Source organism: Vreelandella aquamarina, from assembly GCF_020075495.1.
Lineage (GTDB): Bacteria > Pseudomonadota > Gammaproteobacteria > Pseudomonadales > Halomonadaceae > Vreelandella > Vreelandella aquamarina_A.
On the sequence record NZ_JABYQT010000009.1, the window covers coordinates 1 to 25,281 of the forward strand.

At 56.4% G+C, this 25,281-nt stretch carries 28 protein-coding genes, 1 rRNA gene and 1 pseudogene; 13 read left to right on the forward strand and 17 right to left on the reverse strand.

The genetic code is table 11. The features are described 5' to 3' along the window. A 5S ribosomal RNA gene (gene rrf / locus HW452_RS13470) occupies window positions 1-99 on the forward strand; the annotation flags it as partial. Window positions 100-176: 77 nt separating this feature from the next. Here rrf and HW452_RS13475 read toward each other — a convergent pair. The 4 genes from HW452_RS13475 to flgA form a co-directional block, all read right to left on the reverse strand. Continuing rightward, on the reverse strand, window positions 177-917 hold the full coding sequence (locus HW452_RS13475; RefSeq protein WP_224106634.1) for an SDR family NAD(P)-dependent oxidoreductase: 741 nt from the start codon (window positions 915-917) through the stop codon (window positions 177-179). 72 nt (window positions 918-989) lie between these two features. Continuing rightward, window positions 990-1,439: a flagella synthesis protein FlgN gene (locus HW452_RS13480; protein WP_224106635.1), complete on the reverse strand. Its 450-nt coding sequence runs from the start codon at window positions 1,437-1,439 to the stop codon at window positions 990-992. Between the two features lie 11 nt (window positions 1,440-1,450). Then, the gene (gene flgM / locus HW452_RS13485) at window positions 1,451-1,717 is read right to left on the reverse strand and encodes a flagellar biosynthesis anti-sigma factor FlgM (protein WP_224106636.1); all 267 of its coding nucleotides are present in this window, start codon (window positions 1,715-1,717) and stop codon (window positions 1,451-1,453) included. Window positions 1,718-1,803: 86 nt separating this feature from the next. Beyond that, a complete protein-coding gene (gene flgA, locus HW452_RS13490; RefSeq protein ID WP_224106637.1) occupies window positions 1,804-2,517 on the reverse strand; it encodes a flagellar basal body P-ring formation chaperone FlgA in 714 nt (237 codons plus the stop codon). A 191-nt stretch (window positions 2,518-2,708) separates the two neighbouring features. On the opposite strand from flgA, the gene flgB reads away from it, so the two are divergent. The 12 genes and pseudogenes from flgB (at window position 2,709) to flgL (ending at window position 13,762) form a co-directional block, all read left to right on the forward strand. After that, entirely contained in the window at window positions 2,709-3,140 is a 432-nt protein-coding gene (gene flgB / locus HW452_RS13495) for a flagellar basal body rod protein FlgB (protein ID WP_224106638.1), read from the forward strand. 26 nt (window positions 3,141-3,166) lie between these two features. Beyond that, a complete protein-coding gene (gene flgC / locus HW452_RS13500) occupies window positions 3,167-3,577 on the forward strand; it encodes a flagellar basal body rod protein FlgC (protein ID WP_224106639.1) in 411 nt (136 codons plus the stop codon). A gap of 2 nt (window positions 3,578-3,579) precedes the next feature. Continuing rightward, window positions 3,580-4,275 carry a flagellar hook assembly protein FlgD gene (locus HW452_RS13505; protein WP_224106640.1) on the forward strand — a complete coding sequence of 232 codons (696 nt, stop codon included), beginning with the start codon at window positions 3,580-3,582 and terminating at the stop codon, window positions 4,273-4,275. A 35-nt stretch (window positions 4,276-4,310) separates the two neighbouring features. Then, a pseudogene (locus tag HW452_RS17750) lies at window positions 4,311-5,123 on the forward strand (flagellar hook-basal body complex protein); the annotation flags it as partial. An 81-nt stretch (window positions 5,124-5,204) separates the two neighbouring features. Next, on the forward strand, window positions 5,205-6,002 hold the full coding sequence (locus HW452_RS17755) for a flagellar hook-basal body complex protein (protein WP_425348113.1): 798 nt from the start codon (window positions 5,205-5,207) through the stop codon (window positions 6,000-6,002). Between the two features lie 29 nt (window positions 6,003-6,031). Beyond that, window positions 6,032-6,790, forward strand: a complete 759-nt coding sequence (locus HW452_RS13515) for a flagellar basal body rod protein FlgF (RefSeq protein WP_224106642.1) — start codon at window positions 6,032-6,034, stop codon at window positions 6,788-6,790. A 36-nt stretch (window positions 6,791-6,826) separates the two neighbouring features. Next, a complete protein-coding gene (gene flgG / locus HW452_RS13520) occupies window positions 6,827-7,609 on the forward strand; it encodes a flagellar basal-body rod protein FlgG (protein WP_224106643.1) in 783 nt (260 codons plus the stop codon). Between the two features lie 24 nt (window positions 7,610-7,633). After that, a complete protein-coding gene (locus HW452_RS13525) occupies window positions 7,634-8,323 on the forward strand; it encodes a flagellar basal body L-ring protein FlgH (RefSeq protein WP_224106644.1) in 690 nt (229 codons plus the stop codon). Between the two features lie 45 nt (window positions 8,324-8,368). Continuing rightward, complete coding sequence (locus tag HW452_RS13530) at window positions 8,369-9,499, forward strand: flagellar basal body P-ring protein FlgI (RefSeq protein ID WP_224106645.1); 1,131 nt, start codon at window positions 8,369-8,371, stop codon at window positions 9,497-9,499. Next, a complete protein-coding gene (gene flgJ / locus HW452_RS13535; protein WP_224106646.1) occupies window positions 9,499-10,521 on the forward strand; it encodes a flagellar assembly peptidoglycan hydrolase FlgJ in 1,023 nt (340 codons plus the stop codon). Before HW452_RS13530 ends, flgJ begins: the two co-directional genes overlap by 1 nt. A gap of 62 nt (window positions 10,522-10,583) precedes the next feature. Beyond that, the gene (gene flgK / locus HW452_RS13540; protein ID WP_224106647.1) at window positions 10,584-12,518 is read left to right on the forward strand and encodes a flagellar hook-associated protein FlgK; all 1,935 of its coding nucleotides are present in this window, start codon (window positions 10,584-10,586) and stop codon (window positions 12,516-12,518) included. A gap of 17 nt (window positions 12,519-12,535) precedes the next feature. Beyond that, window positions 12,536-13,762: a flagellar hook-associated protein FlgL gene (gene flgL, locus HW452_RS13545; RefSeq protein ID WP_224106648.1), complete on the forward strand. Its 1,227-nt coding sequence runs from the start codon at window positions 12,536-12,538 to the stop codon at window positions 13,760-13,762. 60 nt (window positions 13,763-13,822) lie between these two features. On the opposite strand, the gene fliR is transcribed toward flgL, so the two are convergent. From fliR to fliF, 13 genes are all read right to left on the reverse strand, one after another. Beyond that, on the reverse strand, window positions 13,823-14,614 hold the full coding sequence (fliR, locus tag HW452_RS13550; protein WP_224106649.1) for a flagellar biosynthetic protein FliR: 792 nt from the start codon (window positions 14,612-14,614) through the stop codon (window positions 13,823-13,825). 4 nt (window positions 14,615-14,618) lie between these two features. Continuing rightward, window positions 14,619-14,888, reverse strand: coding sequence for a flagellar biosynthesis protein FliQ (gene fliQ / locus HW452_RS13555; protein ID WP_224106650.1), 270 nt, complete (start codon window positions 14,886-14,888; stop codon window positions 14,619-14,621). A gap of 10 nt (window positions 14,889-14,898) precedes the next feature. Next, window positions 14,899-15,660, reverse strand: a complete 762-nt coding sequence (gene fliP, locus HW452_RS13560) for a flagellar type III secretion system pore protein FliP (RefSeq protein ID WP_224106651.1) — start codon at window positions 15,658-15,660, stop codon at window positions 14,899-14,901. Window positions 15,661-15,668: 8 nt separating this feature from the next. Beyond that, a complete protein-coding gene (gene fliO, locus HW452_RS13565; protein ID WP_224106652.1) occupies window positions 15,669-16,112 on the reverse strand; it encodes a flagellar biosynthetic protein FliO in 444 nt (147 codons plus the stop codon). Beyond that, window positions 16,109-16,675, reverse strand: coding sequence for a flagellar motor switch protein FliN (gene fliN, locus HW452_RS13570; protein ID WP_224106653.1), 567 nt, complete (start codon window positions 16,673-16,675; stop codon window positions 16,109-16,111). Before fliN ends, fliO begins: the two co-directional genes overlap by 4 nt. Next, on the reverse strand, window positions 16,672-17,727 hold the full coding sequence (gene fliM / locus HW452_RS13575; RefSeq protein WP_224106654.1) for a flagellar motor switch protein FliM: 1,056 nt from the start codon (window positions 17,725-17,727) through the stop codon (window positions 16,672-16,674). Before fliM ends, fliN begins: the two co-directional genes overlap by 4 nt. A 20-nt stretch (window positions 17,728-17,747) precedes the next feature. Beyond that, window positions 17,748-18,227, reverse strand: coding sequence for a flagellar basal body-associated protein FliL (gene fliL / locus HW452_RS13580; protein WP_224106655.1), 480 nt, complete (start codon window positions 18,225-18,227; stop codon window positions 17,748-17,750). A gap of 162 nt (window positions 18,228-18,389) precedes the next feature. Beyond that, entirely contained in the window at window positions 18,390-19,775 is a 1,386-nt protein-coding gene (locus tag HW452_RS13585) for a flagellar hook-length control protein FliK (RefSeq protein WP_224106656.1), read from the reverse strand. Between the two features lie 20 nt (window positions 19,776-19,795). Next, complete coding sequence (fliJ, locus tag HW452_RS13590; protein ID WP_224106657.1) at window positions 19,796-20,248, reverse strand: flagellar export protein FliJ; 453 nt, start codon at window positions 20,246-20,248, stop codon at window positions 19,796-19,798. After that, a complete protein-coding gene (fliI, locus tag HW452_RS13595; RefSeq protein ID WP_224106658.1) occupies window positions 20,245-21,639 on the reverse strand; it encodes a flagellar protein export ATPase FliI in 1,395 nt (464 codons plus the stop codon). The genes fliJ and fliI overlap by 4 nt, the downstream gene beginning before the upstream one ends. An 11-nt stretch (window positions 21,640-21,650) precedes the next feature. Next, a complete protein-coding gene (locus tag HW452_RS13600; RefSeq protein WP_224106659.1) occupies window positions 21,651-22,412 on the reverse strand; it encodes a flagellar assembly protein FliH in 762 nt (253 codons plus the stop codon). Beyond that, the gene (gene fliG, locus HW452_RS13605) at window positions 22,405-23,412 is read right to left on the reverse strand and encodes a flagellar motor switch protein FliG (protein ID WP_224106660.1); all 1,008 of its coding nucleotides are present in this window, start codon (window positions 23,410-23,412) and stop codon (window positions 22,405-22,407) included. Before fliG ends, HW452_RS13600 begins: the two co-directional genes overlap by 8 nt. After that, a complete protein-coding gene (gene fliF / locus HW452_RS13610) occupies window positions 23,405-25,171 on the reverse strand; it encodes a flagellar basal-body MS-ring/collar protein FliF (RefSeq protein WP_224106661.1) in 1,767 nt (588 codons plus the stop codon). Before fliF ends, fliG begins: the two co-directional genes overlap by 8 nt. Between the last annotated feature and the right edge of the window lie 110 nt (window positions 25,172-25,281).

Consider the following 25,281-nt stretch of genomic DNA (forward strand, 5'->3'; position numbering starts at 1 on the left):
GCGTGAACCACCTGATCCCTTGCCGAACTCAGTAGTGAAACCGCTTAGCGCCGATGGTAGTGTGGGGTCTCCCCATGCGAGAGTAGGTCATCGTCAGGCACTTATTATGAAAAATCCCCCGGGGCTTGCGCCTCGGGGGATTTTTTTATGTGCGAAAGAAAAAAGTAGCACGCACGTTACCATTCAACGGGCTTTCCCGCCCAATCCCAGAAACTGCCGGTATCATCGGGTGTGCGCTGGGAGATAACCTCCAGTAGCTGGTCTGCCACAAACTCAGGGGTAAACAGTTTTTCACTGGGCACGCGGGCTTGAAAAGGCTTTGAGAGCGATGTGTCGGTGGTGCCTGGGTGAAGGCACAAGACGACTGACTGAGGATTGAGACGCTTCAATTCGATGGCAGCGGTTTTAAGCAGCATATTGTGCGCCGCCTTGCTTGCCCGGTAGCTATACCATCCTCCTAGCCTGTTATCACTGATAGACCCGACCCTTGCTGACAGGCTGGCAATCACGCACGGGTGCGCGCCTTTGAAATTGTCTGCAAGAACCGCGACAAGTAGCGCTGGCGTGAATGCATTGACTTGCATCACGGCCTGTAGGTGCTCATCGCTGAGCTGATCGAGGCGCTTTTCGGGCTGAAGCGCTTGCGCATCGTCGTGCAGCAGGCCGAGCGCATTGAAAAATAGATGCACCGGCTGGCCAGCCAATTCCGTTTTTAGCGCCTGGCGGCCTTCGGCGGTGGTTACGTCAAGTGTGAGTGGAACCACTCGCTCGTCATCAACGGCAAGCGCTTGGCGGGTAACCGTTACGACACGGCCTACGTGAGAAGAGGATAGGAGCTTTTTTAAAATCGCGTGACCGATACCACCAGAGGCACCGGTGATCACAGCCGTAAAGCGTTCGGGGAGTGTATCGAGCATGGGCGAGCCTGATAAGAAAAGAAGGCTCTCATTGAAGCGGCTGCAAGAAGATCTGTCCAGCCGGCCGGCTCGTCAGGCAGAAGCGTTGATTCTTCCGGACTGAGCCCGCGTGCGTCCATCCGGCTTGTAGAGCGTCTTTTCGGCGATCTGGCGTATATAGTCGAGCATTTCCTGATTGTGCTTCATGCGCAACGAGAGCATCTGCCCGGTCAATTCGTTCATGCGCGCCACGCGCTCGGTTTTTTCGAGCAGTGTTTCCCAGGCATCCTGACAGTTACCATCACGCGCGGCGGCTCTGGCACCATCAGCGCTTTCTTCGTAGCCAAGGCGCTTTTGCACGCTGTAGCGGAGTGTTTCGATACGCTCGATTTCAGTAAGAAGACTCTGCTTGTCCATTGCCAGGCTGGCAAGGGCTTCGCCATCGATATCACCCTGCGTTAAAAGCGTTTGCTCACGCGACAGCAGGACCGAGAGTTCTTCAAGGCGCTGGTGTTGATCAGAAAGCAAGCGAGCAAGGCTCATTACTGGTTATCCTATGATTCACTAAGGTTGGCAATCAGGCCGTCTGCGATGCGCTCGGCGTTCATTTCAAGACGGCCCTCGCGAATGGCATCGCGTATTTCCTGCACTTTTGCCATATCGATATCGAACGTCTCATCAAGACGCGACTGGCTAAGTTGAGTGGACTCACGCGTAGTGCTGCCTGATTCGATCGGCTTGGGACTACCCGCTTTCTGCGTTTCATCGCGCTGGTGTGCCTGATTGGCACGTAGCAGCGGATTTGCGTTTTCAATTTTCACGTTGTGTGCCTCACCTGGTCAACGTCTTGTATTGGATGCAGTGTTAACAACTATCGGCACTGATGGATAAAACTTTAGACGTGGAATTAAAAATCTACCACCAATATTCCCTGGTCGGTAACGCGGGCCGTCAAGATTTCACGCGACTCGAAGCGCACGCGAACACGATCACCAAGCCCACCTTCCTCGAGCGCTTCACCTTCGCGAGAAACGCGAAAGGAACTGCCCTGTGCGATGACCGTTACACGCTGACCACGCTTGACCAGTGCCGGCACCTGCAAGGCATTGGCCTGGAACACGCTGCCGCCCCGAATTGGGCGCTGAGCGATCTTGCCTACAATGTCTGTTTCATCAATCAGGGCCTGGGAGGAAAGCGCGCTTAAACTCCCGCTTTGCCTGGCCAGCATGTCTTGTGTGATCAATGTACCCCGCTCTATATCGTGCTGGGCTACCCAGTAACCACCAATGACATCGATCTGGGCCTGGAGGTAGCGTACCTGCCGCTGTGCTTCGCCACAGCGAACGCCTACCGACACACGCCCTAAAGGGGGTTGACCTGCGTTGGGCAGAAAAGGTTCCGGTTTGACGCAGGCAGGCAGATGGGGTGAAGGGGGGCGGATATCGATGACCACTTCCTCTCCAAGTGCCTGTGTCTGCTCGTAGAGAAACTGATGAACCCTCATCATCAGCTCATCATCAGCCCGGACAGAAGACGTATGGATAAACAGGCCTGCGCCCAGCAGCGCATAGCACATCAATACTGCCAGGCGGCGGAACGTAACGTGCAGCGGGTAAGGCATGAACGGTGCTCGAAAAAGAGGAGAAGTCAGGAGGAATGACTAGCAAGTTTAGCGAAAAGGCACGACAGGAAACACGCGAAATGCTGGTGTAAACACGAGCTGTTCCAGGCTTTGGGCTGACATTCTAGCGCGTATTCTCCACCATCAATAAATTCCATCATATGTTGCCTCCCGGCCAGCGAGAGTTCGGCATGCTTGATCAGCTAGAGTCTGCTTTTAACTACCATCAACGGGCACTTGGCCTGCGCCAGGCGCGCCACGAAGTACTTGCCGCCAATATTGCCAATGCCGATACGCCCAACTACAAGGCGCGGGATATCGACTTTGCCAGCGAACTTAAAAAAGCGGTTGAAGGTGGCGCCACTCAGCAGGGTAGTCAGGGGGGGCTGGCGTTGGCGCGCACGTCCGAGCGCCACCTCCAGGGGGCTGGGCCCGCCTGGCGGGGCGTTGGCAGTACGGATCTTCTCTATCGGATCCCAGACCAGCCGAGTCTGGATGGCAATACGGTGGATATGGATCGCGAGCGTACTCAGTTTGCTGACAATGCGGTGCGTTACCAGGCGGCACTGACCATCATGAACCGCCGTATCCAGGGTTTGAAAAACGCGATGCAGCCTGAGTAGGCAAACCGATCGCGGAGGAGATAAGTATGTCGATGTTTTCAGCGTTTGATGTGGCCGGTTCTGCCATGAGTGCTCAGTCGCAGCGCATGAACGTGACCGCCAGCAATATGGCCAATGCCGACAGCATTGCCGGACCCGATGGCGAGACCTATCGTGCCAAACAGGTGATGTTTCAGTCCCAGGCGCAGAATACCCGCTACGGCGTGGGCGGCGTTCGGGTTTCCGAAATAGTCGAAGACGACTCGCCGTTACGCTTTGAGTATATGCCAAACCACCCCGCGGCGGATGAAGATGGCTATGTGGCCAAGCCTAACGTGGAGCCTGTGCACGAAATGGTGAACATGATTTCTGCGTCTCGCTCCTACCAGGCGAACGTCGAGGTGTTCAATACCACAAAGCAGATGATGATACAGACACTGTCGCTGGGTGAGGGGTAAACATGAGTATTGATACTAGCGTTATAAATAGCATCAACGGCGGTAGTACCAGCACCAATGGAGCGTCTGCTCGCCGTTCGGACGATCTACGCGACAGCTTCATGACCTTGCTGATCACCCAATTGCAGAATCAGGATCCGCTGAATCCCATGGAAAATGCGGAAATGACGTCTCAGCTGGCACAGATCAATACGGTAAGCGGCATCGAAGAGCTTAATACTACGCTCAAAGGTATTACCCAGCAGATGGATGCCTCTAAGACGTTACAGGCGGCAGGGTTGATCGACAAGGCAGTGCTGGTGCCCGGTAACAGGGTAATGGTAAGCGTTGATGAAGCGAATGGATCCTACGCTACGCCTTTTGGTATTGAGCTGGACTCGGCTGCTGACAATGTGGTGGCCACGGTCGTTAGCAAAGCGGGAGAAGTGGTCTACACCAAGGACCTAGGCGCGGTAGCGGCAGGCGTTGAGTCCTTTAGTTGGGGCGGGTTGACAAATGATGGTACTGCAGTACCCGCCGGTGCCTACAGTGTCAACTTCAAGGCGACGAATGCCGAAGGCGAGCTGATGGAGTCGCGAGCGCTCAACTATGCGCTGGTGCAGGGCGTTTCGCCCGGCGCAGGTGGCAAGGATGTTCGTCTGGATCTGGGCGCGATCTACGGTCAGGTAGCGCTTGATCAAATTAAACAAATTCTTTGATTATTCGCTAAACACTATCTTTTCAGGGGAACATCATGAGCTTCTCACAAGCACTCAGCGGCCTAAATGCCCAGCGTGAAAAACTAGGCGCTATTGGCAACAATATCGCCAACTCACAAACCGTTGGTTTCAAGAGCTCCAGCGTGCAGTTTGCCGACGTATATGCACAATCGCGTATCGGTCTGGGGGTTCGTACCTCTTCTGTATTGCAGGATTTCAGCCAGGGTAACGTCGAATCCTCGTCCAGAAATTTGGACCTTGCTATTGCCGGGGACGGTTTTTTCCGCTTTCAGCAGACGAATGGTGAAATAGGTTACTCGCGTAACGGGCAGCTAACGATGACTCCCGATGGCCGTCTGGTGAATGCTCAGGGTGCACAAATAATGGGCTACCAGGCCAGCGCCGATGGCAATATTCAGGCTAGTGGTCAGGTGTCGGCGCTTACTGTGGACTCCGGGGCGCTGCCGGCTCGATCAACGACGGCAGTACAAAACGTTTTGAACCTCGACTCGCGTGAGCGCGCAGGAGAAGAACTCAACACGATCAGCGTTAATGGGCAGAATATCGATTTTCATTTCTCGACGAACTTTACGGCCTACGACTCTTTGGGGAACCCTGTCAATACCACGGTTTATTATGAAAAGGTGGGAAGTCCAGGAGGCGATAACCAAAATGTTTGGGAGGCTAAAGTTGTCTCCAATAATACATATGACCAAAGAAACAACTTCTTTGTTGCATTCAATCAAAATGGCACCTTGACATCCATTCGTGAGCAAACGTCTGAGTATCTGGCTGCTCAAAACAACCTAAGTACAGCTCAGCAGAATTTAAGCAACTCAGGAAATGCACTTAATACGCAGCTTAGTAATATTCGTAGTCGGCTTGGTTCTGCAGAAACTTATCTTAATGGCTTGGTTGAAAACGGAAGTGTGGCTGCTGATAACCCGCAAATTACGACCTTGCGAAACAATATAGCTAGCTTGAGGAGTAGCTTAACTACTGCGGAAGCAAACGTCGCTAATGGAAATAACGTTGGAATCGGATTTATAACCAATTTGAATAATCTGATTGATGCTGCCGATGCCGTAAGTGATCCTGATTTTGACGATGAAGAATTTCTTGGTACGTTGGGCAACTTCAATGGAGAGGACCAGCGAGATACCTATAATACGCGTATAGCGGAGTTAGGTACTGCGCAAGCAGCGCTAGAAGCCGCATTCAACGATTTGCCGAGTCAGGATAATCAAGCTCAGCTTTCTTTAGCTATCGATAGTGGTGCCGCCTCACCGCTCACGTTTACTTATAACCTGGCCGGCACAACGCAGTTCGGTAACGATTCGACGGCGAGCGATTCAAACCAGAATGGTTATACGTCGGGCGCTCTGGTGGGTATTACCATTCAGGATGACGGCACCATCATGCGTAACTACTCCAATGAGCAGTCACTCGCAGCAGGTCAAGTCGCTTTGGCAAGCTTTCGTAACCCAGAAGGCTTGAACCCTATTGGCAATAATCTTTGGACGGCTTCGGCAAGCTCAGGTCAGGAGTTAGTTGGAGCGCCGGGTACCGGGCTACGCGGGTCAATACAGCCCGGCGCTACCGAAACTTCCAACGTGGATCTGGCTCAGGAACTGGTCGACATGATCGTCTCCCAGCGCGCCTACCAGGCGAACTCGCAGACCATCAGCACCCAGGACGAGCTCCTGCAGACCATCATCAACCTGTGATAGCGGGCCCAACGAGCGAGGAGTAGCGCGTGGATAGAATGCTGTATACCGCCATGAGCGGTGCTAAAAACGCCATGGACCAGCAGTCGGTGGTGACCAACAACCTGTCCAATGTGACCACGACGGGGTTTCGTGCCCAGCTGCAGGCGGCGCGCTCCGTACCTGTTCAGGGGGATGCCTTGCTGGCCACGCGCACCTCGGTGGTTACCACCACGCCGGGCAGCGATTTCTCCCAGGGGCCGGTCGAGTTTACCGGTCGTGCGCTGGACGTAGCGATGCAGGGGAACGCCTGGATGGCGGTATTGGCAGACGATGGCTCCGAAACCTACACCAAGCGTGGTGATCTGCAGCTCGATAGCGACGGTGTACTGCTGAACGTCGGCCGGCCGGTCATGGGCGGTGGCGGCCCCATCGCGGTTCCTCAGGGGGCGCAGGTATCTATTGGCGCCGATGGCACGATCAGTGCCATTCCTGCAGGTGAAGGTCCTGAAGCGCTGGTTGAGGTTGGTCGCATCAAGCTGGTAACGCCGGATGAGCAGTTTCTGACCCGCGGTGACGATGGCCTGTTTCGCGGTCCGCTCAATGAAGAGGGTGAGCCTGGCGTTTTGCCCGGCGATGAAAACGCCCGCCTGGTGAGTGGCGCGCTTGAGGGCAGCAACGTCAGCGCCGTGGATGCCATGGTATCGATGATCGATGTTGCCAGGCGTTACGACATGCAGATGAAGATGCTCAGTACTGCTGATGAAAACGCACAGCGTGCCAACAGTATTCTCTCCGTTCAGGGCTAGACCCTAGCCTCTTACTTCAAGGGAACATGAATCCTCATGATTACTTCTCTATGGACCGCCAAGACCGGCCTTGAGTCCCAGCAGACCAAGCTGGATGTTATCTCCAATAACCTGGCCAACGTCAGCACCAACGGTTTCAAGCGTTCGCGTCCGGTATTCGAAGACCTGCTGTACCAGAACATGCGACAGCCTGGCGCCCAGAACAATATTCAGGATCGTCTACCCTCCGGCATGCAGGTCGGTACCGGTGTTCGCGCCGTTGCCACCGAGCGTCTGCATACCCAAGGCGGGTTGGAGCAGACGGAAAACTCGCGCGACCTGGCGATCAACGGTGAAGGTTTCTTCCAGGTACTTCTGCCGGATGGCACCACGGGCTACACCCGAGATGGCAGCTTCCAGCTCGATGAAAATGGTCAGATGGTAACCGCCAACGGTTACCCGCTGGAGCCAGCTATCTTTGTACCCGAGAATGCCCTGGCCGTGACAATCGCCGAAGATGGCACCGTAAGCGTGCGCCAGCCTGGCGTCGCACAGGACAATAACGTGGGCCAAATAACGCTGACCTCGTTCATCAATCCGGCAGGTCTTGAGAGTGTCGGAGGCAATCTTTACCTGGAAACCGGCGCCTCAGGCGCGCCGAATGAAAATATACCCGGTAACAATGGTGCCGGTCGCCTGTTTCAAGGCTACGTGGAAACGTCGAACGTAAACGTTGTGGAAGAGATGGTCAGCATGATTCAGACCCAACGGGCCTACGAAATCAACAGCCGGGCCGTGTCGACCAGTGATGAAATGCTGGCGCGACTGAGCCAGCTCTAAGCGCGTCTTGAGGTCTATTGAGCCATGCAGGAATTGAACTATCTTGGCCGTCGGCTGGGCGTCATTGCCGTGCTGTTTTTTGTACTGCTGGCAGCGGGGTGCGCGCAGATCCCCCGTGCTTCGGTAGTCGGCGAGCAGGAGCAGATCGATATCGTGGATCGTCCGCCGCCTGTTCCCAATGGCTCGATCTACCAGGCCCGGCGTGGTTATCAGCCACTGTTTGAAGACCGCCGGCCCAGGGCCATGGGCGATATCCTTACCATCGTGCTGGATGAGCAGGTAAGCGCAAGCAAGAACGCGCGCTCCAATGCTACGCGTGCTGGCAGTTCGTCACTTACGCTTGCCCAGTTGCCTGACGTGCTCGATACCTTGGCCGAATACGGCTTCGACGTCTCTGGTGCCAATGACTTCACCGGGGGCGGGGGCGCACAAGCCACCAACTCCTTTACCGGCACGATTACCGTATCGGTCCTGGAAGTCATGAACAATGGCAACCTGAGGGTAAGAGGGGAAAAGCAGATAGCCATCAATCAGGGCACGGAATTTATCCGCTTCTCGGGCGTGGTGAATCCTCGGACGATAACGACGCAGAACACGGTGCCGTCCACGCAGGTAGCCGATGCCCGCATCGAGTATGTTGGGGACGGTTACATCAATGAAGCGCAGCACATGGGGTGGCTACAGCGCTTTTTCCTGAACGTTTCACCTTTCTAGCAGTGCCTGGAAGGTTGCACAGCAGAGTATTCCAGAGTGATGGCAATGCGGCTAAACGGTTTTCGATTGATTAAAAGACGCTTTATCCAGCTAGGTAGCGTACTGCTTGTATGCCTGCTTGCCCTGCCGGCCCACGCCGAACGTGTTCGCGAGCTGGCCAGCTTTGCAGGCGTGCGCGATAACCAGTTGGTAGGTTACGGGCTGGTCGTAGGTCTGGACAGCACGGGTGACCAGACGACCCAGGCGCCGTTTACCGGTCAAAGCTTGACGAATATGCTGTCGCAACTGGGCGTGACCATTCCACCGGGCACCAACATGCAGCTGCGCAACGTGGCCGCGGTAATGGTAACCGCCGATCTGCCACCGTTTTCACGACCGGGCCAGCGTCTGGATATCGTGGTTTCCTCGATTGCCAACGCGCGCAGCTTGCGTGGCGGCACGCTCCTCATGACCCCCTTGAAGGGTGCCGATGGCGATACCTACGCAATTGCTCAGGGCAATATGCTGGTAGGGGGGGCGGGAGCTCAGGCGGGCGGCAGTAGCGTACAGATCAACCAGCAGGCCTCAGGGCGCATCCCGGGCGGGGCGCTGGTCGAACGTGAAGTGCCACTGAACCTGGGCGGCAATGGGGGGCTGCTGGAGTTGCAGCTCAACGAAGCCGATTTTGGCACCGTGCAGCGCATGGTATCTGCTATCAACAGCGAGTTCGGTCAATCCGTGGCTTACGCCCGTGATGGCCGTGTAATCGCGCTTGATGGCCCGCTGGATCCCAATGCGCGGGTCAATTTCATGGCGCGGGTCGAAAATGTTCAGGTCACGCCTACCGAGGCCCCGGCGCGCGTGGTGCTTAATTCCCGTACGGGTTCTGTCGTCATGAACAGTGCCGTGACACTTCGCCAGGCGGCGGTTGCCCATGGCAGTCTGTCCATCATGATCGATTCGCGCTTTGGCGTGAGCCAGCCAGCACCGCTGGGCCAGGGGCAGACCGTCGTGGTACCCGATGCTGACATCGATATCGAGCAGCAGGAGGCCTATCTGCAGATTGTCGAGGGTGCCCAGCTCAATGAAGTCGTCAACGCGCTGAATGCGCTCGGCGCGACGCCTCAGGATTTGATGTCGATTCTGGAGGCCCTCAAGGCGTCTGGCTCGCTGCGCGCTGAGCTCGAGGTCATCTGATGAGTATTTCCAATGACATGACCAGTCAGTTTGCTCTCGATGTCCAGGGCTTTCAGCGTTTGCAGCACAACGCTCGCATGAACCCTGAAGCCAGCGTTCATTCAGCGGCTCAGCAGTTTGAAGCCCTCTTTGTGCAAATGATGATGAAGAGCATGCGGGAGGCGATTCCAGCCTCTGGTCTGATGAACAGTTCCACCACCGATACCTACCAGCAGATGCTGGATCAGCAGTGGTCACAGGTGATTGCCTCAAAGGGCATGGGCCTGGCCGACGTGCTGGTCGAGCAACTGCAGCGCCAAGGAGCCATCGGTGGCGCCCCTGAGGCGGATAAAGAACTTCAGGCACTCATTGCCGGCATCCCGAGGGGGACTCCCCGTGTACTGGATGGAGCCTTGCAACCCCAGGGTGAGCGAGCCGTGGGAACTCAGGCGGATGGCCGCTTTTTGAGCGAACTTGAGGCCATACGTCAGAAAGCCGATGCCGCAGCAGCGGAGCCTGTCGTGTCTCGCTCGCCGGTATCCACTAACGCACCAGACCATGTTCAGCGCTTTCTGGACAAGCTCGCCACGCCTGCCCAGGCCGCAAGCCGGGCCAGCGGTGTGCCTGCCGAGTTGATTCTGGCTCAGGCTGCGCTGGAAACGGGATGGGGCCGGCATGAGATAGCGACTCGCCAGGGTGGCAATAGCCATAACCTGTTTGGTATCAAGGCAGGTAGCCATTGGCGTGGAGAAACCACCGATATCGTGACGCACGAATATATCAATGGCCGACGTACTCAGGTGGTGGATACATTCCGTGTCTACGATTCGTTCGAGCATTCGCTTACCGACTATGCCAATCTGATAGGTAAGAACGCACGTTACGCAGGGGTTGTCCAAGCGGGCAGCGCCGAACAGGCTGCCTACGCACTTCAGCAAGGTGGGTATGCAACCGATCCACGCTATGCCCAGAAGCTTATCGCCGTGATGAACACGATGGGCAGGCTACCCGACGCAGGCACTTTACTGGCCGATTCCCGCTAGCAGATTCTCAAGTTTCCAAGAATGCTGCCGATAGAGTGGGTATCGGTTTGAGGATATAAATTATGAGCATGTTTTCTGTTGGTTTAAGCGGCCTGAACGCGGCGCAAAATGCCCTGAACACGACCAGCAATAATATCAGCAACGTGTTTACACCCGGTTATAACCGCGAACTTGCCCAACTGGGGGAGGGGCGCGTTGGCGGCGGCGTTCGTGTCGACAGTATCGAGCGCCAGTTCAATACCTATGTGGCCAATCAGTTAAACAGTGCGAAGACTCAATCCAGTGCGCTAAATACCTACAATAACCAGATTTCACAGATCGATAATTTGCTGGCAGATAGGGCAGCAGGTCTGTCGCCGTTGATGCAAAATTTCTTCTCTTCCCTGGAAGCAATGGCCAGTGCGCCTTCTGATCCAGCGGCACGCCAAGGTGTGCTCGGGACCGCTAACACCCTGAGCTCCCAGTTTCGCTCGTTTGATGGTTACCTGCAGGACATGCAGAGCAACATCAATAATCAGATAAAAGATGAAGTTACTCAGATCAATAATACGGTAGAACAGATTGCCGGGCTCAATAAAGAAATATCCCTGGCCCGAGCGCGTACCGGTGAAGCGCCCAACAGCCTTCTGAACCAGCGCGATAAAATGGTTTCTGATCTTAACGAGCTCATGGATCTGCGCCTGAATATTCAGGATGGCAAAACGTACAATATCAGCTTGCCTAATGGTCAGCCGTTAGTGACCGGCACCAACACGTTCAAGCTAGAAGCTGTGGCGTCCGATGCTGACCCACAGCGTATTGTCGTCGGTTATCGTGATGGTGGTAATAATCTAAAGAAGTTGGATGAGTCAACGATCAAGGGTGGAGCGCTGGGCGGCTTGATGACCTTTCGCTCAGAGACCCTGGACAAGACCCAGAATCAAATTGGTCAGTTGGCGGTGTCACTCTCCGTTGCATTCAATGAGCAGCACAAGGAAGGCGTAGACCTAGAGGGAGAAAGGGGAGGGGACTTTTTCTCTGTTGGCACGCCACGAGCAATTCCCAGCCAGAGAAATAGCAGTAGTGTTGATGTGGTGGTGACCTTTGACGCTGACAATATCGGTCAACTTAAGGCAACGGACTATACCATTCGTTTTGAAGGTACTGACCCTGTTATCACGCGTAAAGATAATGGACAGACCGTAGCGTTCGACAAAGATGCCTGGAATAACGACAGGGAACTTAAGTTCGGTGGTGTCAGCGTTGACTTTAATGGTAATCCGCAAGCCGGTGATCGTTTCGAAATCCAGCCCGTACGGCGTGCCGGTAACGGTATGAACGTGGATATTACCGATATAGATAAGATTGCTGCTGGCGATGCAGGGTTTGAGGGCGGAGACAGCAGTACGCTCAACTCATTTAAACGTACGGGTAATTTAAACATTAGCGGACTAGAAACTTCTCCGACAGCGTTTTCTAGTAGCAAGCAGTATCAATTAACTGTGGATGAAGACGGTAAGTTGACCGCAGTGCCTTCAGCTCCGATCAGGGTCAATGACACGGCTTTTGATGCAGATACTGAAGTATTAGAGGAAGGAAATATAGTAGTTATTGATGGCATCAGCTTTACGATGGGAGCACTGCCAGACGCCAATGCAACAGCGACGCTAACCGTTAGTCAGAATATTATTTCGGCCACAGGTGATAACCGTAACGCCTTAGCCCTGCAAGCGCTGCAGAATAATAATAAGGTGGTGGGCGGCTCCGCTTCGGTCAGTGGCGCGTATGCTTCTATCGTGAGCGATGTGGGTAATCGTGCCAATATTACCCAAGTGAACCTGGACGCTCGCCAGGGATTGACGGATCAACTGCGTGCGGTTCAGCAGTCGGAATCCGGGGTCAATCTGGATGAAGAGGCCGCGAACCTGATTCGTTACCAACAGTACTATATGGCTAATGCGCGGGTCATTGATACCGCAGGCTCCATTATGGACACCATCCTGAACCTGCGTAGCTAATTTTAGGAGTTCCTGTCATGCGTATTAGCAGCGTCACCATGTTCGAGCAAAGCACGGCGTCGATGAATCGACAGCAGAGCGATTTTCTGAAAATTAGTCAGCAGATTGCAAGTGGCCGCCGCGTCGTGAACCCTTCTGACGATCCTCAGGCAGCATCACGTGCCATTGGGGTCGATCAGTCTATGGCTATTACCGAGCAATATACGAATGCGCGCGTTTCTGCGCGTAACTCGCTTGCTCAAACGGAAAGCATCGTCAACAGCGTTGCAGACGCCATTACAAGAGCTAAAGAACTTTTAATACAAGCATCAAGCGATACACTCAGTAACGCTGACCGTGAGTCGGTCTCTAGTGAGTTAAAAGGCGTTTATGAGACGCTGATAGGCCAGGCAAACGCGACCGACGGGAATGGTCGGCATCTATTTGGCGGATACAAAGATAATGCACCACCGTTTGCCAGAACGCCAGATGGCAACGTTGTATACAACGGCGATGCGAATGGCCGCCAGCAGCAGGTAGACAGTATGCGTTTGATGCCAGTAGCTGAGAGTGGCAAGTCCATTTTTCAGAGCGTGGCGAGCAGCGCCGGTTACATAGCCAAAGCTGAGTCTAGTAATGCAGGTAACGTAACGTTCTCGGGTCTAAGGACTCAAAATGCCTCTGATGATAATTACGGTGGAAGCTTTGCTATTCAATTTTCAGTAGCCGATAGCGGAGACGGTTTTACCTATAGCGTTATCGGAGGCGATGGCGCAGAGCTTTCAACAGGCAGCTATATAGGCAATGGTCAGCAGATAGTATTTGGTGGGCTGAGTATTACGCTTGATGGCATGCCTGCAGCAGGTGATCAAATTAGCGTGGCTCGAGCAGGTAGCGAAGAGCAGCCAGCCGATCTGTTCAAGACGATGGAAGCTGCTATTAGCGTGCTGGAAAAACCTGCTGAAACTCCAACTGAAAAAGCGGCATTGCGCAATACGCTTAGCACTTCTATGCGCGAGCTAGACAATGCACTGGATAATGTATTGACCGTCAGGGCTTCTGCCGGTGCTCGCCTTAACGAGCTGGATGTCATTGACGCCGTAGGCAGCAACCGCATGATGAACTACACGCAAACGCTCTCCGATCTGGTAGATCTGGATTACGCGGAAGCGATTTCCGAATACAGTTTGCGCCAGGTGGGTCTGCAGGCTGCGCAGAAGACGTTCGTGGATATGAAGAGCATGTCGCTGTTCAACTACATGTAGAACCGGCCTGAGTACTTCGCGTCATCGTATCCCCCTTGAGGCCAGCAGCTTCACGGGGGATTAGTTTAAGGGGGCCATCGCTTCTATCAGTGTTTGCATCATCCCGAGCGCCTGGCTGAAGAGTGATTGCAAGAAACGGCCGATATCGGTCATCAGGACCATCAAGAGGGTAAGGCCAACGGTCAGTGAGGTAGGAAAGCCGATGTTGAAAACCGTGAGCTGAGGGGCGGAGCGGTTGAGAATGCCAAGTGCGAGATTAATGGTCAAAAGCGAGCCAACCAGCGGCAGAGCCAGCAACATGCCTGAAGCAAAAATGGTACCTGCATACCGGGCCAGCAGTTCGAAGGCGTTTGGATTGAGTCCTTGCATGCCGATGGGTAGCGTCTGAAAGCTCATTACCAGCGTTTCAAGCACCATCAGATGTCCGTTGTACGCCAGAAACATCAGTAGCGTGATCATGTACAAGATACGCGAAAGCACCATGATATTGGTACCGCTTGCCGCGTCAAAGAAACTGGCGAATCCCAATCCCATCTGCAAGCCGATATACTCACCCGCCGCTTGCACGACTGCAAATATGATGTGCATCACCAGGCCAATGGCCAGGCCGATCACGATCTGCTCGACCATGATGCCTATTCCCGCCCAGGACATGATGGCCACGTTGGGCATGGCCGGCAGGAGAGGGGCGATGACGATGCTGACCAGAACGGCCAGGCCTACCTTGGCCTGATTGGGAATGCTGGAGTGCCCCCAGAGCGGTGCGGCGGCCATGAAGGCCGTGATACGCGCAAAGGGCCACAGGAAGGCGATAAGCCAGCCTTGCAGTTGGGCGAAGGTGACCTCTACCACCGCACTACATCACCATGTTGGGGATATTGGTAAATAGCCGATAGGTAAAATCGGTGATAAGCCCGATCAGCCACGGGCCGGCCAATACGAGAACGGCAAATACCGCCAGAATCTTGGGAATGAACGTCAGCGTCATTTCATTGATCTGGGTCGCGGCCTGGAAAAGACTGATGATCAAACCTGTAAAAAGGGCTGCCAGCAGTACGGGCGCTGCCAGGAATAGCGTTACCCGCATGCCCTGATAAGCCATGCTCATCACCATTTCAGGGGTCATTTCGGCGCTCCTAGAGTATGTAAAAGCTTTCGGCCAGCGAGCCAATGATCAGTTGCCAGCCATCGACCAGGATAAACAGCATCAACTTGAACGGCAGCGAAATGGTGACTGGTGGTACCATCATCATGCCAAGTGCCATCAGCGTACTCGCCACGACCAAGTCGATGATCAGAAAAGGAATGAAGACGGTAAAGCCGATCTGAAAGGCCGTCTTGAGCTCGCTGGTGACGAAGGCCGGCAGCAACACACGCATGGGCAGCTCTTCGGGACCTTGCAGCGGCCCTACGTCGGCCAGACGAACAAACAGGGCAATATCCGGCTCTCGTGTCTGTGCCAGCATGAACTCACGAAACGGTAGTTGGGCAAGCTGCAGGAACTCCTCGAAATTGATGGTCTCGTTCGCTAGCGGTTGCCAGGCGGTGTCATATACCTGGGTAATGACCGGCGACATGATGAAAAAGGTCAAGAATAGCGCAATGCCGAGCAACACCTGATTGGGGGGTGTCGACTGGGTTCCCATGGCCGTGCGCAGCAGGCTGAGAACGATGATGATGCGCGTAAAGCTGGTCATCATCAAAAGCATCGCCGGCAAGAAGGCAAGGGAGCTTAACAGCAGCAGTGTTTGAAGGGAAAGAGACCACTGCTGGCCACCATCGTCCAAGGGTTGGGAAACAATGCCTGGCAACTGCTGGGCGTGAGCGGGGGTGATCAGTAGGCAAAGAATGATCGCAATGCCAGGCAGCAAGCGCCAGAGGGGCCGAGAAAAGTGCATCCGGTATCTCATGGAGTCTGGGGGGGATCGCTGTCGACGGCTTTACGCCGGGTTTTCGCCAGTGCCTGAGCAAGGCGCTGCGAAAAGCGCGAAGAAGCGTCAGGGGGCGTATCCGTATCAAGCGGACGATCTGCTGGCGCCGGACGTTCATGGAGCTTGGTAATACGCCCGCTACTCACGCCCAGCACCAGCCACGTATCTTCTATCTCGACCACGACCACGCGCTCACGATTGCCGACCGCCGTACTGGTAATGACGCGCAGATGAGCGCCCTGGTAAGGGCGCAGGTTCTGCCAGCGTTTCAATAGTGCGGTAAACAGCAAGATAAGTGCAATGACGAATGCCAAGGCCGCGGCCGTCTTGCCCAGCATGGCCATGCCGATAAAGGCATCGCTGCCACTACCCAGCGCGTCAATGGCGTTATCTTGATGTGACGGCGGTGCGACACTCATCGGTTAAGCTTGTGAATGCGCTCGGATGGGGTAATGATCTCCGTGATGCGGATACCATACTTGTCTTCAATGACCACAACCTCGCCCTGGGCAATCAGATAACCGTTGATCAGGATATCCATCGGTTCACCCGCGAGTCCCTCGAGCTCGATCACCGAGCCCTGAGCAAGTTCAAGCAGCTGCTTGATGGTCAGTTTGGTACGGCCAAGCTCGACGGTCAGCTTTACCGGAATATCCATGATCATTTCGAGATCGCGGGCCTGCTCGTTGGCACTACCCGGACCCAGTGGCCTGAATATCTCATCGCTTGCGGCCTTGGCCACCGGGGCAGGCTCGCTTGGAGCCTCTTCTTCTTCGGAAGCTCCCTGTTCGGCCATCGCCGCCGCCCACGGGTCGTCCTCTTCAGCGGCGTCCTCTTCGGCGGCTTCCTGTTCGGCCATCGCGGCTGCCCAGGGATCTTCTTCACCAGCCGTGCTGGCGACGGAGGAGTCTTCCTGCTCAGACATGGCGTCCGCCCAATCGTCATCGGAAACATTTTGATCGGGTTTGTTAGGATCAGTCATGCTTTGGATTCCTTGGCTTTCTGTCGCGTCGAACCTTTAATAAAGTCCTTCGACGATACGTTGTTCATGACCGCATGGTCGATCATGCGAAGTACGCGCAGCGCGCGTTGCTGGCGCTGGCTACCGTATTCGCACTCCATGACCGGGACACCGTCAACACGGGCCGTGATGGTATTGGGAATATCCAGAGGCAGCACGTCGCCTTGCTTGAGCCCCATCACGTGCGCGATGCGACTCGAGATCTGGGCAAACTCGGCAACAAGCTCTACCTCTGATTGGCGCAGCTCGCTTGCCATGCGTCGTGACCAGGTGCCGTCATGATCATGGTTACTGTCGTTGATAGGGTTGGCAAGCAGATCCCGCAACGGCTCGATCATGGCGTAGGGCATGCAGATCTGAAAGTTGCTCGAAAGATTGCCCACTTCGATATTGAACTTGGTATTGACCACGATTTCATTGGGCGAACTGGTGATGTTGGCAAACTTGGCCTGCACCTCTGAGCGCATGAAATTGACATCCAGCGGATATACGACCTTCCAGGCTTCCTGGTAGGCATCGATCGCCAGGTTCAGCAGTCGGTGAATGATGCGCTGCTCGGTGTTGGTAAATTCGCGGCCATCCGACTTGGTAACGAAGCGACCGTCTCCGCCGAACAGGTTATCCACCACCATGAACACCAGGTTGGGTGGAAATACCACCAGCGCTGAGCCGCGCAGCGGCTTCATCGATACCAGGTTCAGGTTGGTGGGTACCGGCACGTTACGCGAGAATTCGCTAAAGCTCTGATAGCGTACCGACTCAACCGTAATGTCCGCGCTGCGTCTGATCAGGTTGAACAAGCCGTTACGGAAGTAGCGGGCAAAGCGCTCGTTGATGAAATCAAGCGCATGCAGGCGTTCGCGGATGACCCGATGCTGCGTGGCAGGATCATACGGGCGAATGCGTGCTTCATCCTTGGACGATGACGATACAGCCGACGGCTCATCGTCACCGCTGACCCCTTTCAGCAAGGCATCGATTTCTTCCTGGGACAGTAGATCGTCCTGCGACATGAACGGCTCCAGTTCCCGGGTTATTGCACAATGAATTCGGTAAACAGCACTTCGCGCAGATCGAGCGGCGGCTGATTCTCCGTCAGAGGGACGCTGAGGCGGCTGATAATGGCCTGCGCCAACTGCTCCTTGCCCTCCACCGAGGTCAGCTCACTTGCCTGCTTGCCGGAAAGCAGGATCAGCAGGCGGCTACGTACCTGGGGCATGTGCTCTTCGATAATCGCCTTGCTCTCTTCGTTTCCAACGCGCAGTGTAATGCCGGTGTACAGCAGGCGCGAGCCGTAGCGGTCATCGTTGAGATTCACCGTGAAGGGATCGATACGTGTAAAGACCGGCGTTTCGCGCACTAGCGGCTTTGCATCTTCACCGTCAGCGCCATGCCCATCACGTTGATCCAGCACCATGTAGATGGCCGCTGCAGCCCCTATGGTGGAGAGCAGGACCAGCACTACCATTATCCAGAGCAGCTTTTTAGATCCACCGCTTTTTTTTTCAGCCATGTACTTTTCCGTCTCAATCGTCACTACCTGCTACTGATCAGGCATTATGCCCAATGTGGAAGCGGGTGATGAAATGAACAGGCTCGCTTGGCAAGCCTATCTTTTGGTTTAGCTGTTTTAACGCCTGCTCAGTCTGCAAGCGTCTGATCAGCGTGCGGGTGTTCAGGCGTAAAGATCGACCCGGCCATCTAGCGTCAGCGTGGTGCTATCGGGCATTGCTGTGCCGTCATGGCTGCCATCTGGCAGCAGGCTATCGCCACTGCTGGCGTCAGCGATGGCGCCCTTGCCCGATCGAGAAGGCGACTGCTCCCTATGGTGCTGCTGTTCACCCACGGAGGTCTCGCCTAATGAAATGCCCTGTTCCGCCAGCGTTTCGCGAAGCTGAGGAATGGCATGCTCTATCACTTGGCGAACCTGGGCGTGTGCCGACAAAAAGTGTGCCTGGGTACCCTGGTCGGTCATCTTCAAGGTGATGGAGAGGGGGCCGAGCTCAGCCGGATGCAGCTGCATCTGAACCTGTTGGTCGCCACCGCGCTGGGAAAACTGAATCAGCTGCTGACCAAGCTGGGAGGGCCAGGCTGGGCTGGTGACCGGCGTGCCAATAAAGGAAGGCAGCGCCGTACCCGTGGCACCTTCAGCCAAGGGGCTTGACGGAACGAATGGCTGAAGACCACCCGCCATTTGTCCGGCACGCAAGGGCATCAGGTCATCCAGCGTGGTGCCATCTGCTGGTGCGAGAGCCGCCATGATGTCCTGGCTGGCAAGGCTAGTGAATGATGGATTAAGGAGGCTGGCTGCCGGGGAGTAGGAAGCGTTTGGGCGGTAAGCATCCAGGGCAGCAGCGTCACTGCGCCACTGTGCCATTGAGGTCAGCGCAAAAGACGCCTGACGAGCAGGCTCGGCCAGAGGTAGGGGACTGGCCTGCTTACTATCACCCTTGAGCGGGGCAAGCAGGGTGCTTAACGTGCTGCTGACTTGCGCCACTTCGTCTTCTGACAACTCGAAGGTACCGGCAACTCCCGCGCCAAGAGGCTGACGAGGATCGATCAGTGCCTGCAGAGTGCTGATGAGGCTGGCAGTTTCGTCTTCGCCGAGATCAAGCTGTCGAGCGATGCTTTCCAGAGTGGGGACGGCTATCGGCGATGCCTGAGAAGCAGATACGTCGGAGAAGGAGGCCATCAGCTTGAGACGCTCGGCAATCTCCTCAAGCGGCGTGGATGCTTCGCCCGCGGAAGTATCACGTGCCAGCAGCGACGGAAGCGTTTCTTCGCTGGCGAGTGAAAGCTGAGACAACAGAGTCGAAAGCTCGGCTTCGCTCAGTTCGAATCCCAGACTGTGTAGTATATCAAGCAGTGCTGCAGCGGGCTCTTCCCCGATTCCTGCATGAGCCAGATTGGTAGCAGGGGGCTGTGCAGACGCACTGGCCGCTTGCGACAGCGCCTGGCGGAAGAGGGCCTGCGAGGATTCCAGCGGGCCAGTCAGTGCCGGCCTGGCTGGCGAGGAAGCGTCCTGGTGCTGTACCCCTGAAAGCAATAGCTGTAGGTTCATGTACTATTCCTCGGGCGCCGTCAGTGCGGCGTTTCGTTGCGCTGGCGGGCCAGACGGCCGTTCACCAGGTCATCACTTGTTTTTTGTTCAGAACGCTCAAGACGGCGGTGCTCTTCCGATAACCGGCGTGTGGCCAGTGTATCGTAGGAGGATAGCTTGCGCTGTTCCTGCTGCCAGTGCTGCTGGCTTTTCTGAACCCGTTGCTGCTGGGCAATAAGCGCTTGGCGTGCACGGCTAAGGGCTGCGTCAAGCGAGGCCAGAAACTGCTGGTAGTTGTACATGGTGGCCGGGTCGATACCTTCGCGCATCGCCTTTTGCAAGCGCTCGGCGTATTCGGCGCGGTACTGGCTCAGCGACTGCAGTTGAGCGGCGGTCTGCTGCTCGGTCTGGCGCTCCTGCGCGAGCAGTTTACCTGCCTGGTCACGGGCATCCTTGGCCATGCCCGTCAACATTTCAAGCTGTGAATGACTCATGTTCGGCCTCCCACCACGGCGTGCAGTGCTTGGTGTGACTCTTCAAGCGTTGCCCGCTCATCGATATTCTGTTGAAGAAAACGCTCCAGTGCAGGAAAAAGTTTCACTGCTTCGTCAAGCCTGGGGTCGTGCCCCGGGCTGTAGGCTCCAACGCTGATCAGGTCACGGTTACGTTGGTAGCGGGAAAACATCTGCTTGAAGACACGCGCCTCCTGCAGTTGTTCAGGAGTGGCAATGGCGGTCATGGCCCGACTGATCGACGCTTCGATATCGATTGCCGGATAGTGTCCAGCTTCGGCCAAGCTGCGCGAGAGCACAATATGACCGTCCAGAATGGCCCTCGCGGAGTCTGCAATAGGATCCTGCTGGTCATCGCCTTCGGTCAGGACGGTATAGAACGCGGTAATCGATCCGCCGCCGCGTTCGGCGTTGCCGGCGCGCTCCACAAGTCCCGGCAGCTTGGCAAAGACAGAGGGCGGGTACCCCTTGGTAGCTGGCGGCTCGCCAATCGCCAGGGCGATTTCCCGCTGGGCCATGGCGTAGCGTGTCAACGAATCCATGATCAAAAGCACGTTTTTTCCCGTATCACGAAACCCTTCGGCAAGGCGCGTGGCGTACGCGGCACCCTGGAGCCGCTGCAGCGGCGAGGTGTCGGCTGGTGCGGCCACGACCACCGAGCGGCGGCGGCCTTCCGGGCCCAGAATGTGATCGATGAAATCCTGTACTTCACGGCCACGCTCGCCAATCAGCCCCACAACGATGACATCGGCCTGGGTATAGCGCGCCATCATGCCGAGCAGTACCGATTTACCCACCCCCGAGCCGGCAAATAGCCCCATCCGCTGGCCTCTACCGACGCTCAAAAGAGCATTGATCGCGCGGATGCCCACATCGATCTGATCTTCTATCGGTGCTCTGGAAAGCGGGTTGAGCGGGGCTGAGCTGAGGGTTGCGTGAGGAACATCATCGATGCCTTCACGGTCATCCAACGGCTTGCCATTGCCGTCCAGTACGCGTCCGAGGAGTTCGTCGCCAATGGGAAAACGGCGTGCGCTATGGCCGCTGCCATCCCCCAGCGGTGATACGCGAGCGCCAGGCATCAGCCCGGAAATCTCTTCCAAGGGCATCAAGAAGAGCTTGTCGCCGGCAAACCCCACTACTTCCGCTTCGGCATGTCTATTACTATCAGCCAGGCGGCCATCTGGCCCGGGCAGCTCTATCTGGCAGGCGCTGCCGACGGCCACACGCAGCCCCACGACTTCAATGACCATGCCGGTGGCGCGCGTTACCCGACCGCTGCTGCGGTGGGACGGCAACCGGCTGACGCGCTGCGTGGTGCGGCGTACAGCCTTGCGCCAGTGATGCTGATGCGGACAGGTCGAGTCGCTCATGGGCTGCTCATTTATGATGACGCCGAGGTTGAAGAATGGCGCTTGCGGGCCTGGGCTTCAATAGCCTGCCAGCGCGTTTCAAACGTTGCATCCAGCTCGCCCTGGGCGCTGGTCACTCGGCAGCCGCCGCGTGCCAGCTGATCATCGGGCTGCAGCTTCCAGCCGGCGGCGTTGAGCTCGGCGCCTAAATGCTCTTCGACGACGGCATGATCCTCGATATTCAGCCACAGACGCTGCGGACCTACCAGGGGTGGCTCGGTATGCAGAAGTTCACGCACGATGGTCAGCACCTGCTCGGGTTTCTCCTGCAGCGCTTCCCCGGCAAGCTGTCTACCGGTGGCCAGCGCCAGCTCGACCAGATCATGGGCGATGGTGTCGTCGAGTCGATCCAGCGCATCCGCAAACTGTCTGGCCAGTGCCTCCAGCGGCGTAATGGTCTGGCGAACCTGGTTTTCCAGTTCTTGGCGCGCCTGAGCGCGGCCCTCTTCCAGACCTTTCATGACGCCTTCGGCATGCCCTTTCTCAAGGCCAGCCTGATAGCCTTTCTCTTCCGCTTCCTGGCGAAGCTGCTCATAGACGGCCTGACGCTGTTCCTGCTCGCGTTGATGTGCCTGCTCGGCGGCCTTTTGAGCGGCCAGCACTTTTCGCTGGTGCGCCGTCGGTTCGCTGCTGAACGTCCGTTCATCATTTCGACTGGTCGTGCCCAGTTCGTCCATCTGCCAGCGTTTCCAGCTGCCATGGCGGTCAAACTCGGGCGTCGACGGGTTAGACATACTCGTCATCCCCGCCAGCCAGCACGATTTCGCCGGAGTCGGCCAGGCGGCGTACTACCTGCAGAATAGCCTTCTGCTCGGTTTCGACCTGGGAGACACGTATCGGCCCGCGCGCTTCCATGTCTTCGCGCACAAGGTCGGCGGCGCGCTGGGACATGTTGCGCAGGAACTTGTCGACCAGCGCCTCCTGGGCGCCCTTGAGCGCGACGACCAGCGAGTTGGTCTCGACTTCCTGTAGCACCATCTGGATGGCACGGTTGTCCAGGTCGAGCAGGTTCTCGAAAAGGAACATCTCGTCGATGATCTTCTGAGCGAGGTCTTCGCTGTGAGCCCGCACGGTTTCGATGGCTGTCTCTTCCTGAGAAGAGTTCATCAGGTTGAGGATCTCGGCTGCGGTTCTCACGCCGCCCATCTTGCTGCGCTTGAGGTTCTGGCCATCCAGCATGCTGGTCAGTACCTCGGTCAGCTCCTGAAGAGCCGCTGGCTGAACGCCGCTGAAGGTAGCGATACGCAGGACGACATCGTTACGCAGCTTCTCTTCGAACAGTTCCAGAATATCCGCGGCCTGGTGGCGCTCCAGGTGAACCAGAATCGTGGCAATGATCTGCGGATGCTCATCGCGGATCAGCTCGGCCACCATGGAGGCTTCCATGAGGTTGAGCGCATCGATACCCGAGTTGTTACCCGTACTATCAAGTATGTCTTCGATCAGGCTGGTAGCCCGTTCACTGCCCAGCGCCTTGGTAAGCACCGAACGGATATGCTCGCTGGAATTGAGGTTGAGCGCGACAAACTCTTCGGTTTCGCGATGGAAGGCTTCCAGCACCGCTTTCATGTCTTCATGAGAGATCTGGTTGAGCTTGGCCATCTCCAAGCTGATCTCTTGCACTTCACTGGCGCTCAGGTACTTGAAGACCTCAGCCGCACTGTCTTCATCAAGGGCGAGCAGCAGAATGGCGCTCTTGCGAGTGCCGCTCATGTCGGCCGTTGCACTACTCATTGGCATTCATCCAGCTGCGAATGATCATGGCGACCATGCGGGGATCTTCTTGGGCCATTTCTCGCAGGTCATTAAGGTTGTGCTCGTAAAGCGATGTCTTGCGCCGCCGCTTGGGCTGGCCGCTGTAGGTATCATCGCTCTCGTCAAAGGTCGTGTCTTCGCTCTCGTCCTCGTCGCCTTCACCGCCGACACTGGCGGTCAACGTGCGCCCTGGCATGGCGGCAGGGGCGGCAAGCGGCGTTTGCGTATAGCGCTTGATCAAGGGGCGCAGAATCAGCAGATACAGCAGCAGTGCGACAATCGCTACCAGCAGGTAGCGGCCCAGCGTGCTGGCCATGGCCCGAATCTCTGGATCCTTCCACCATACGGTTTCTTCGATCTCTTCGCGGGTATCGGCGAAGGGCGAGTTCACGACTTCGATCTGATCCCCGCGCACTTGAGAAAAGCCGATCGCCTGCTGCACCAGACGCTCGATCTGGGCAACTTCGACATCGGTCAAGGCAACGCGCTCGATCTCGCCTGCGTCATTGGCGACCTCGCGATAGTTGACCACCACGGCGGCCGACAGCCGCTCTACCTGCCCAAGCCGGTGTTGAACATGCTCAACACTGCGATCGACTTCGTAATTGACCACGTCTTCCTGGCGCAGGCTGCGCAGCGCATCGGCGGGTGCGTCCTCACCGCCTTCCTCACCTTCGCCATCTGCCTGATTGATGGGGGAGGGGGCAGTGCCGGGAGGCGTGTTGCTCAGCGCGCCAGGAATGCCGCTGGCAAGCGGATCATCGCCATCAAACGACAGGCTGAGCTGACGGCTGCGTATTGCGGCCTCGTTGGGCGGCTGGTTCGGTCCGTAGCGCTCCGAGGTCTGTTCACGGCGTGAAAAGTCAATTTGTGCCGCAACCTGGGCGCGCACATTGGTGCTGCCCAGGATGGGCGTCAGGATATGTTCGATGCGCTGCTGATAGGAGCGCTCCACTTCGGCAATGTATGCAAGCTGAGTGCCGTCCAGATCAGAGCCTTTCGTGGTGTCGGTAGACAGCAGACGACCGTTCTGATCAACGACGGTGACATTATCGGCAGCCAGTTCAGGAACGCTGCCGGATACCATGTGGACAATGGCGTTCACTTGCCCTTCACCCAGCGCCCGGCCGGGTACCAGGGTCAGAATCACGGAGGCCTTGGCGGGCTCGCGGTCGCGAATGAATACCGATGGCTTGGCCAGGGAGAGGTGCACGCGCACCCGCTCGACCGGCCCCAGGGACTCGATGGAGCGGGCAAGCTCACCTTCAAGGCCGCGCTGGAAGTTCACCTGCTCGGCAAATTGGCTGATGCCGAAGGCCTGGGTGTCCATCAGCTCAAGGCCCAGATTGCCTCCACGCGGAAGGCCTTGTTCGGCAAGTTGAAGCCGCAGTGTGTGGATCTGGTCGCTGGGCACGAGCAGTGCCTGGCCGCCCTCGCTGAACCGATAGGGCACGCCGCGGCTATCCAGCTCGGCGATGATGCGCCCGCCGTCGGCCTCGCTGAGGTTGCTGTAAAGCACGCGGTAATCCGGGCTGCTTGCCCACATGAACAGCGCCGCCACCACGGCAATAGACGCCGCCGCGGCAAACAACAGCATTACCAGCGGATTGCTGCGCAGCTGCTTTAGCATGCGTTCAACCGCAGATTGACTGTTTGACGTGCTGTTGGTGGAGCTGCTGGAAGAAGCGTTTTGTGTCGTACTGTTTTGACGGCCTGCCGTTGCACCTGCTTCGCTCATGCGTCCCTCCATAGGGGTAAGCAGATCAGGTGTCGGCCCAGGCACATCACCAAAGAAGGCATAGGCTATATCCGTCAATCGCGGTTATCCGCAAAACAAAAGAGCGGAAT

Bases quoted from the DNA above. Each gene is read 5' to 3' on its own strand.
- flgG (WP_224106643.1), top strand. From the start codon at position 6,827: ATGATTACTTCTCTATGGACCGCCAAGACCGGCCTTGAGTCCCAGCAG.
- fliL (WP_224106655.1), bottom strand. From the start codon at position 18,227: ATGGCTGAAAAAAAAAGCGGTGGATCTAAAAAGCTGCTCTGGATAATG.
- flgJ (WP_224106646.1), top strand. From the start codon at position 9,499: ATGAGTATTTCCAATGACATGACCAGTCAGTTTGCTCTCGATGTCCAG.
- fliQ (WP_224106650.1), bottom strand. From the start codon at position 14,888: ATGACCCCTGAAATGGTGATGAGCATGGCTTATCAGGGCATGCGGGTA.
- fliO (WP_224106652.1), bottom strand. From the start codon at position 16,112: ATGAGTGTCGCACCGCCGTCACATCAAGATAACGCCATTGACGCGCTG.
- HW452_RS13530 (WP_224106645.1), top strand. From the start codon at position 8,369: ATGCGGCTAAACGGTTTTCGATTGATTAAAAGACGCTTTATCCAGCTA.
- HW452_RS13480 (WP_224106635.1), bottom strand. From the start codon at position 1,439: ATGAGCCTTGCTCGCTTGCTTTCTGATCAACACCAGCGCCTTGAAGAA.
- flgC (WP_224106639.1), top strand. From the start codon at position 3,167: ATGTCGATGTTTTCAGCGTTTGATGTGGCCGGTTCTGCCATGAGTGCT.
- fliJ (WP_224106657.1), bottom strand. From the start codon at position 20,248: ATGAGTCATTCACAGCTTGAAATGTTGACGGGCATGGCCAAGGATGCC.
- fliF (WP_224106661.1), bottom strand. From the start codon at position 25,171: ATGAGCGAAGCAGGTGCAACGGCAGGCCGTCAAAACAGTACGACACAA.
- HW452_RS13525 (WP_224106644.1), top strand. From the start codon at position 7,634: ATGCAGGAATTGAACTATCTTGGCCGTCGGCTGGGCGTCATTGCCGTG.
- HW452_RS13600 (WP_224106659.1), bottom strand. From the start codon at position 22,412: ATGTCTAACCCGTCGACGCCCGAGTTTGACCGCCATGGCAGCTGGAAA.
- HW452_RS13505 (WP_224106640.1), top strand. From the start codon at position 3,580: ATGAGTATTGATACTAGCGTTATAAATAGCATCAACGGCGGTAGTACC.
- fliP (WP_224106651.1), bottom strand. From the start codon at position 15,660: ATGCACTTTTCTCGGCCCCTCTGGCGCTTGCTGCCTGGCATTGCGATC.
- flgA (WP_224106637.1), bottom strand. From the start codon at position 2,517: ATGCCTTACCCGCTGCACGTTACGTTCCGCCGCCTGGCAGTATTGATG.
- flgK (WP_224106647.1), top strand. From the start codon at position 10,584: ATGAGCATGTTTTCTGTTGGTTTAAGCGGCCTGAACGCGGCGCAAAAT.
- fliN (WP_224106653.1), bottom strand. From the start codon at position 16,675: ATGACTGATCCTAACAAACCCGATCAAAATGTTTCCGATGACGATTGG.
- HW452_RS13585 (WP_224106656.1), bottom strand. From the start codon at position 19,775: ATGAACCTACAGCTATTGCTTTCAGGGGTACAGCACCAGGACGCTTCC.
- fliI (WP_224106658.1), bottom strand. From the start codon at position 21,639: ATGAGCGACTCGACCTGTCCGCATCAGCATCACTGGCGCAAGGCTGTA.
- flgL (WP_224106648.1), top strand. From the start codon at position 12,536: ATGCGTATTAGCAGCGTCACCATGTTCGAGCAAAGCACGGCGTCGATG.
- HW452_RS13475 (WP_224106634.1), bottom strand. From the start codon at position 917: ATGCTCGATACACTCCCCGAACGCTTTACGGCTGTGATCACCGGTGCC.
- flgB (WP_224106638.1), top strand. From the start codon at position 2,709: ATGCTTGATCAGCTAGAGTCTGCTTTTAACTACCATCAACGGGCACTT.
- fliG (WP_224106660.1), bottom strand. From the start codon at position 23,412: ATGAGTAGTGCAACGGCCGACATGAGCGGCACTCGCAAGAGCGCCATT.
- fliM (WP_224106654.1), bottom strand. From the start codon at position 17,727: ATGTCGCAGGACGATCTACTGTCCCAGGAAGAAATCGATGCCTTGCTG.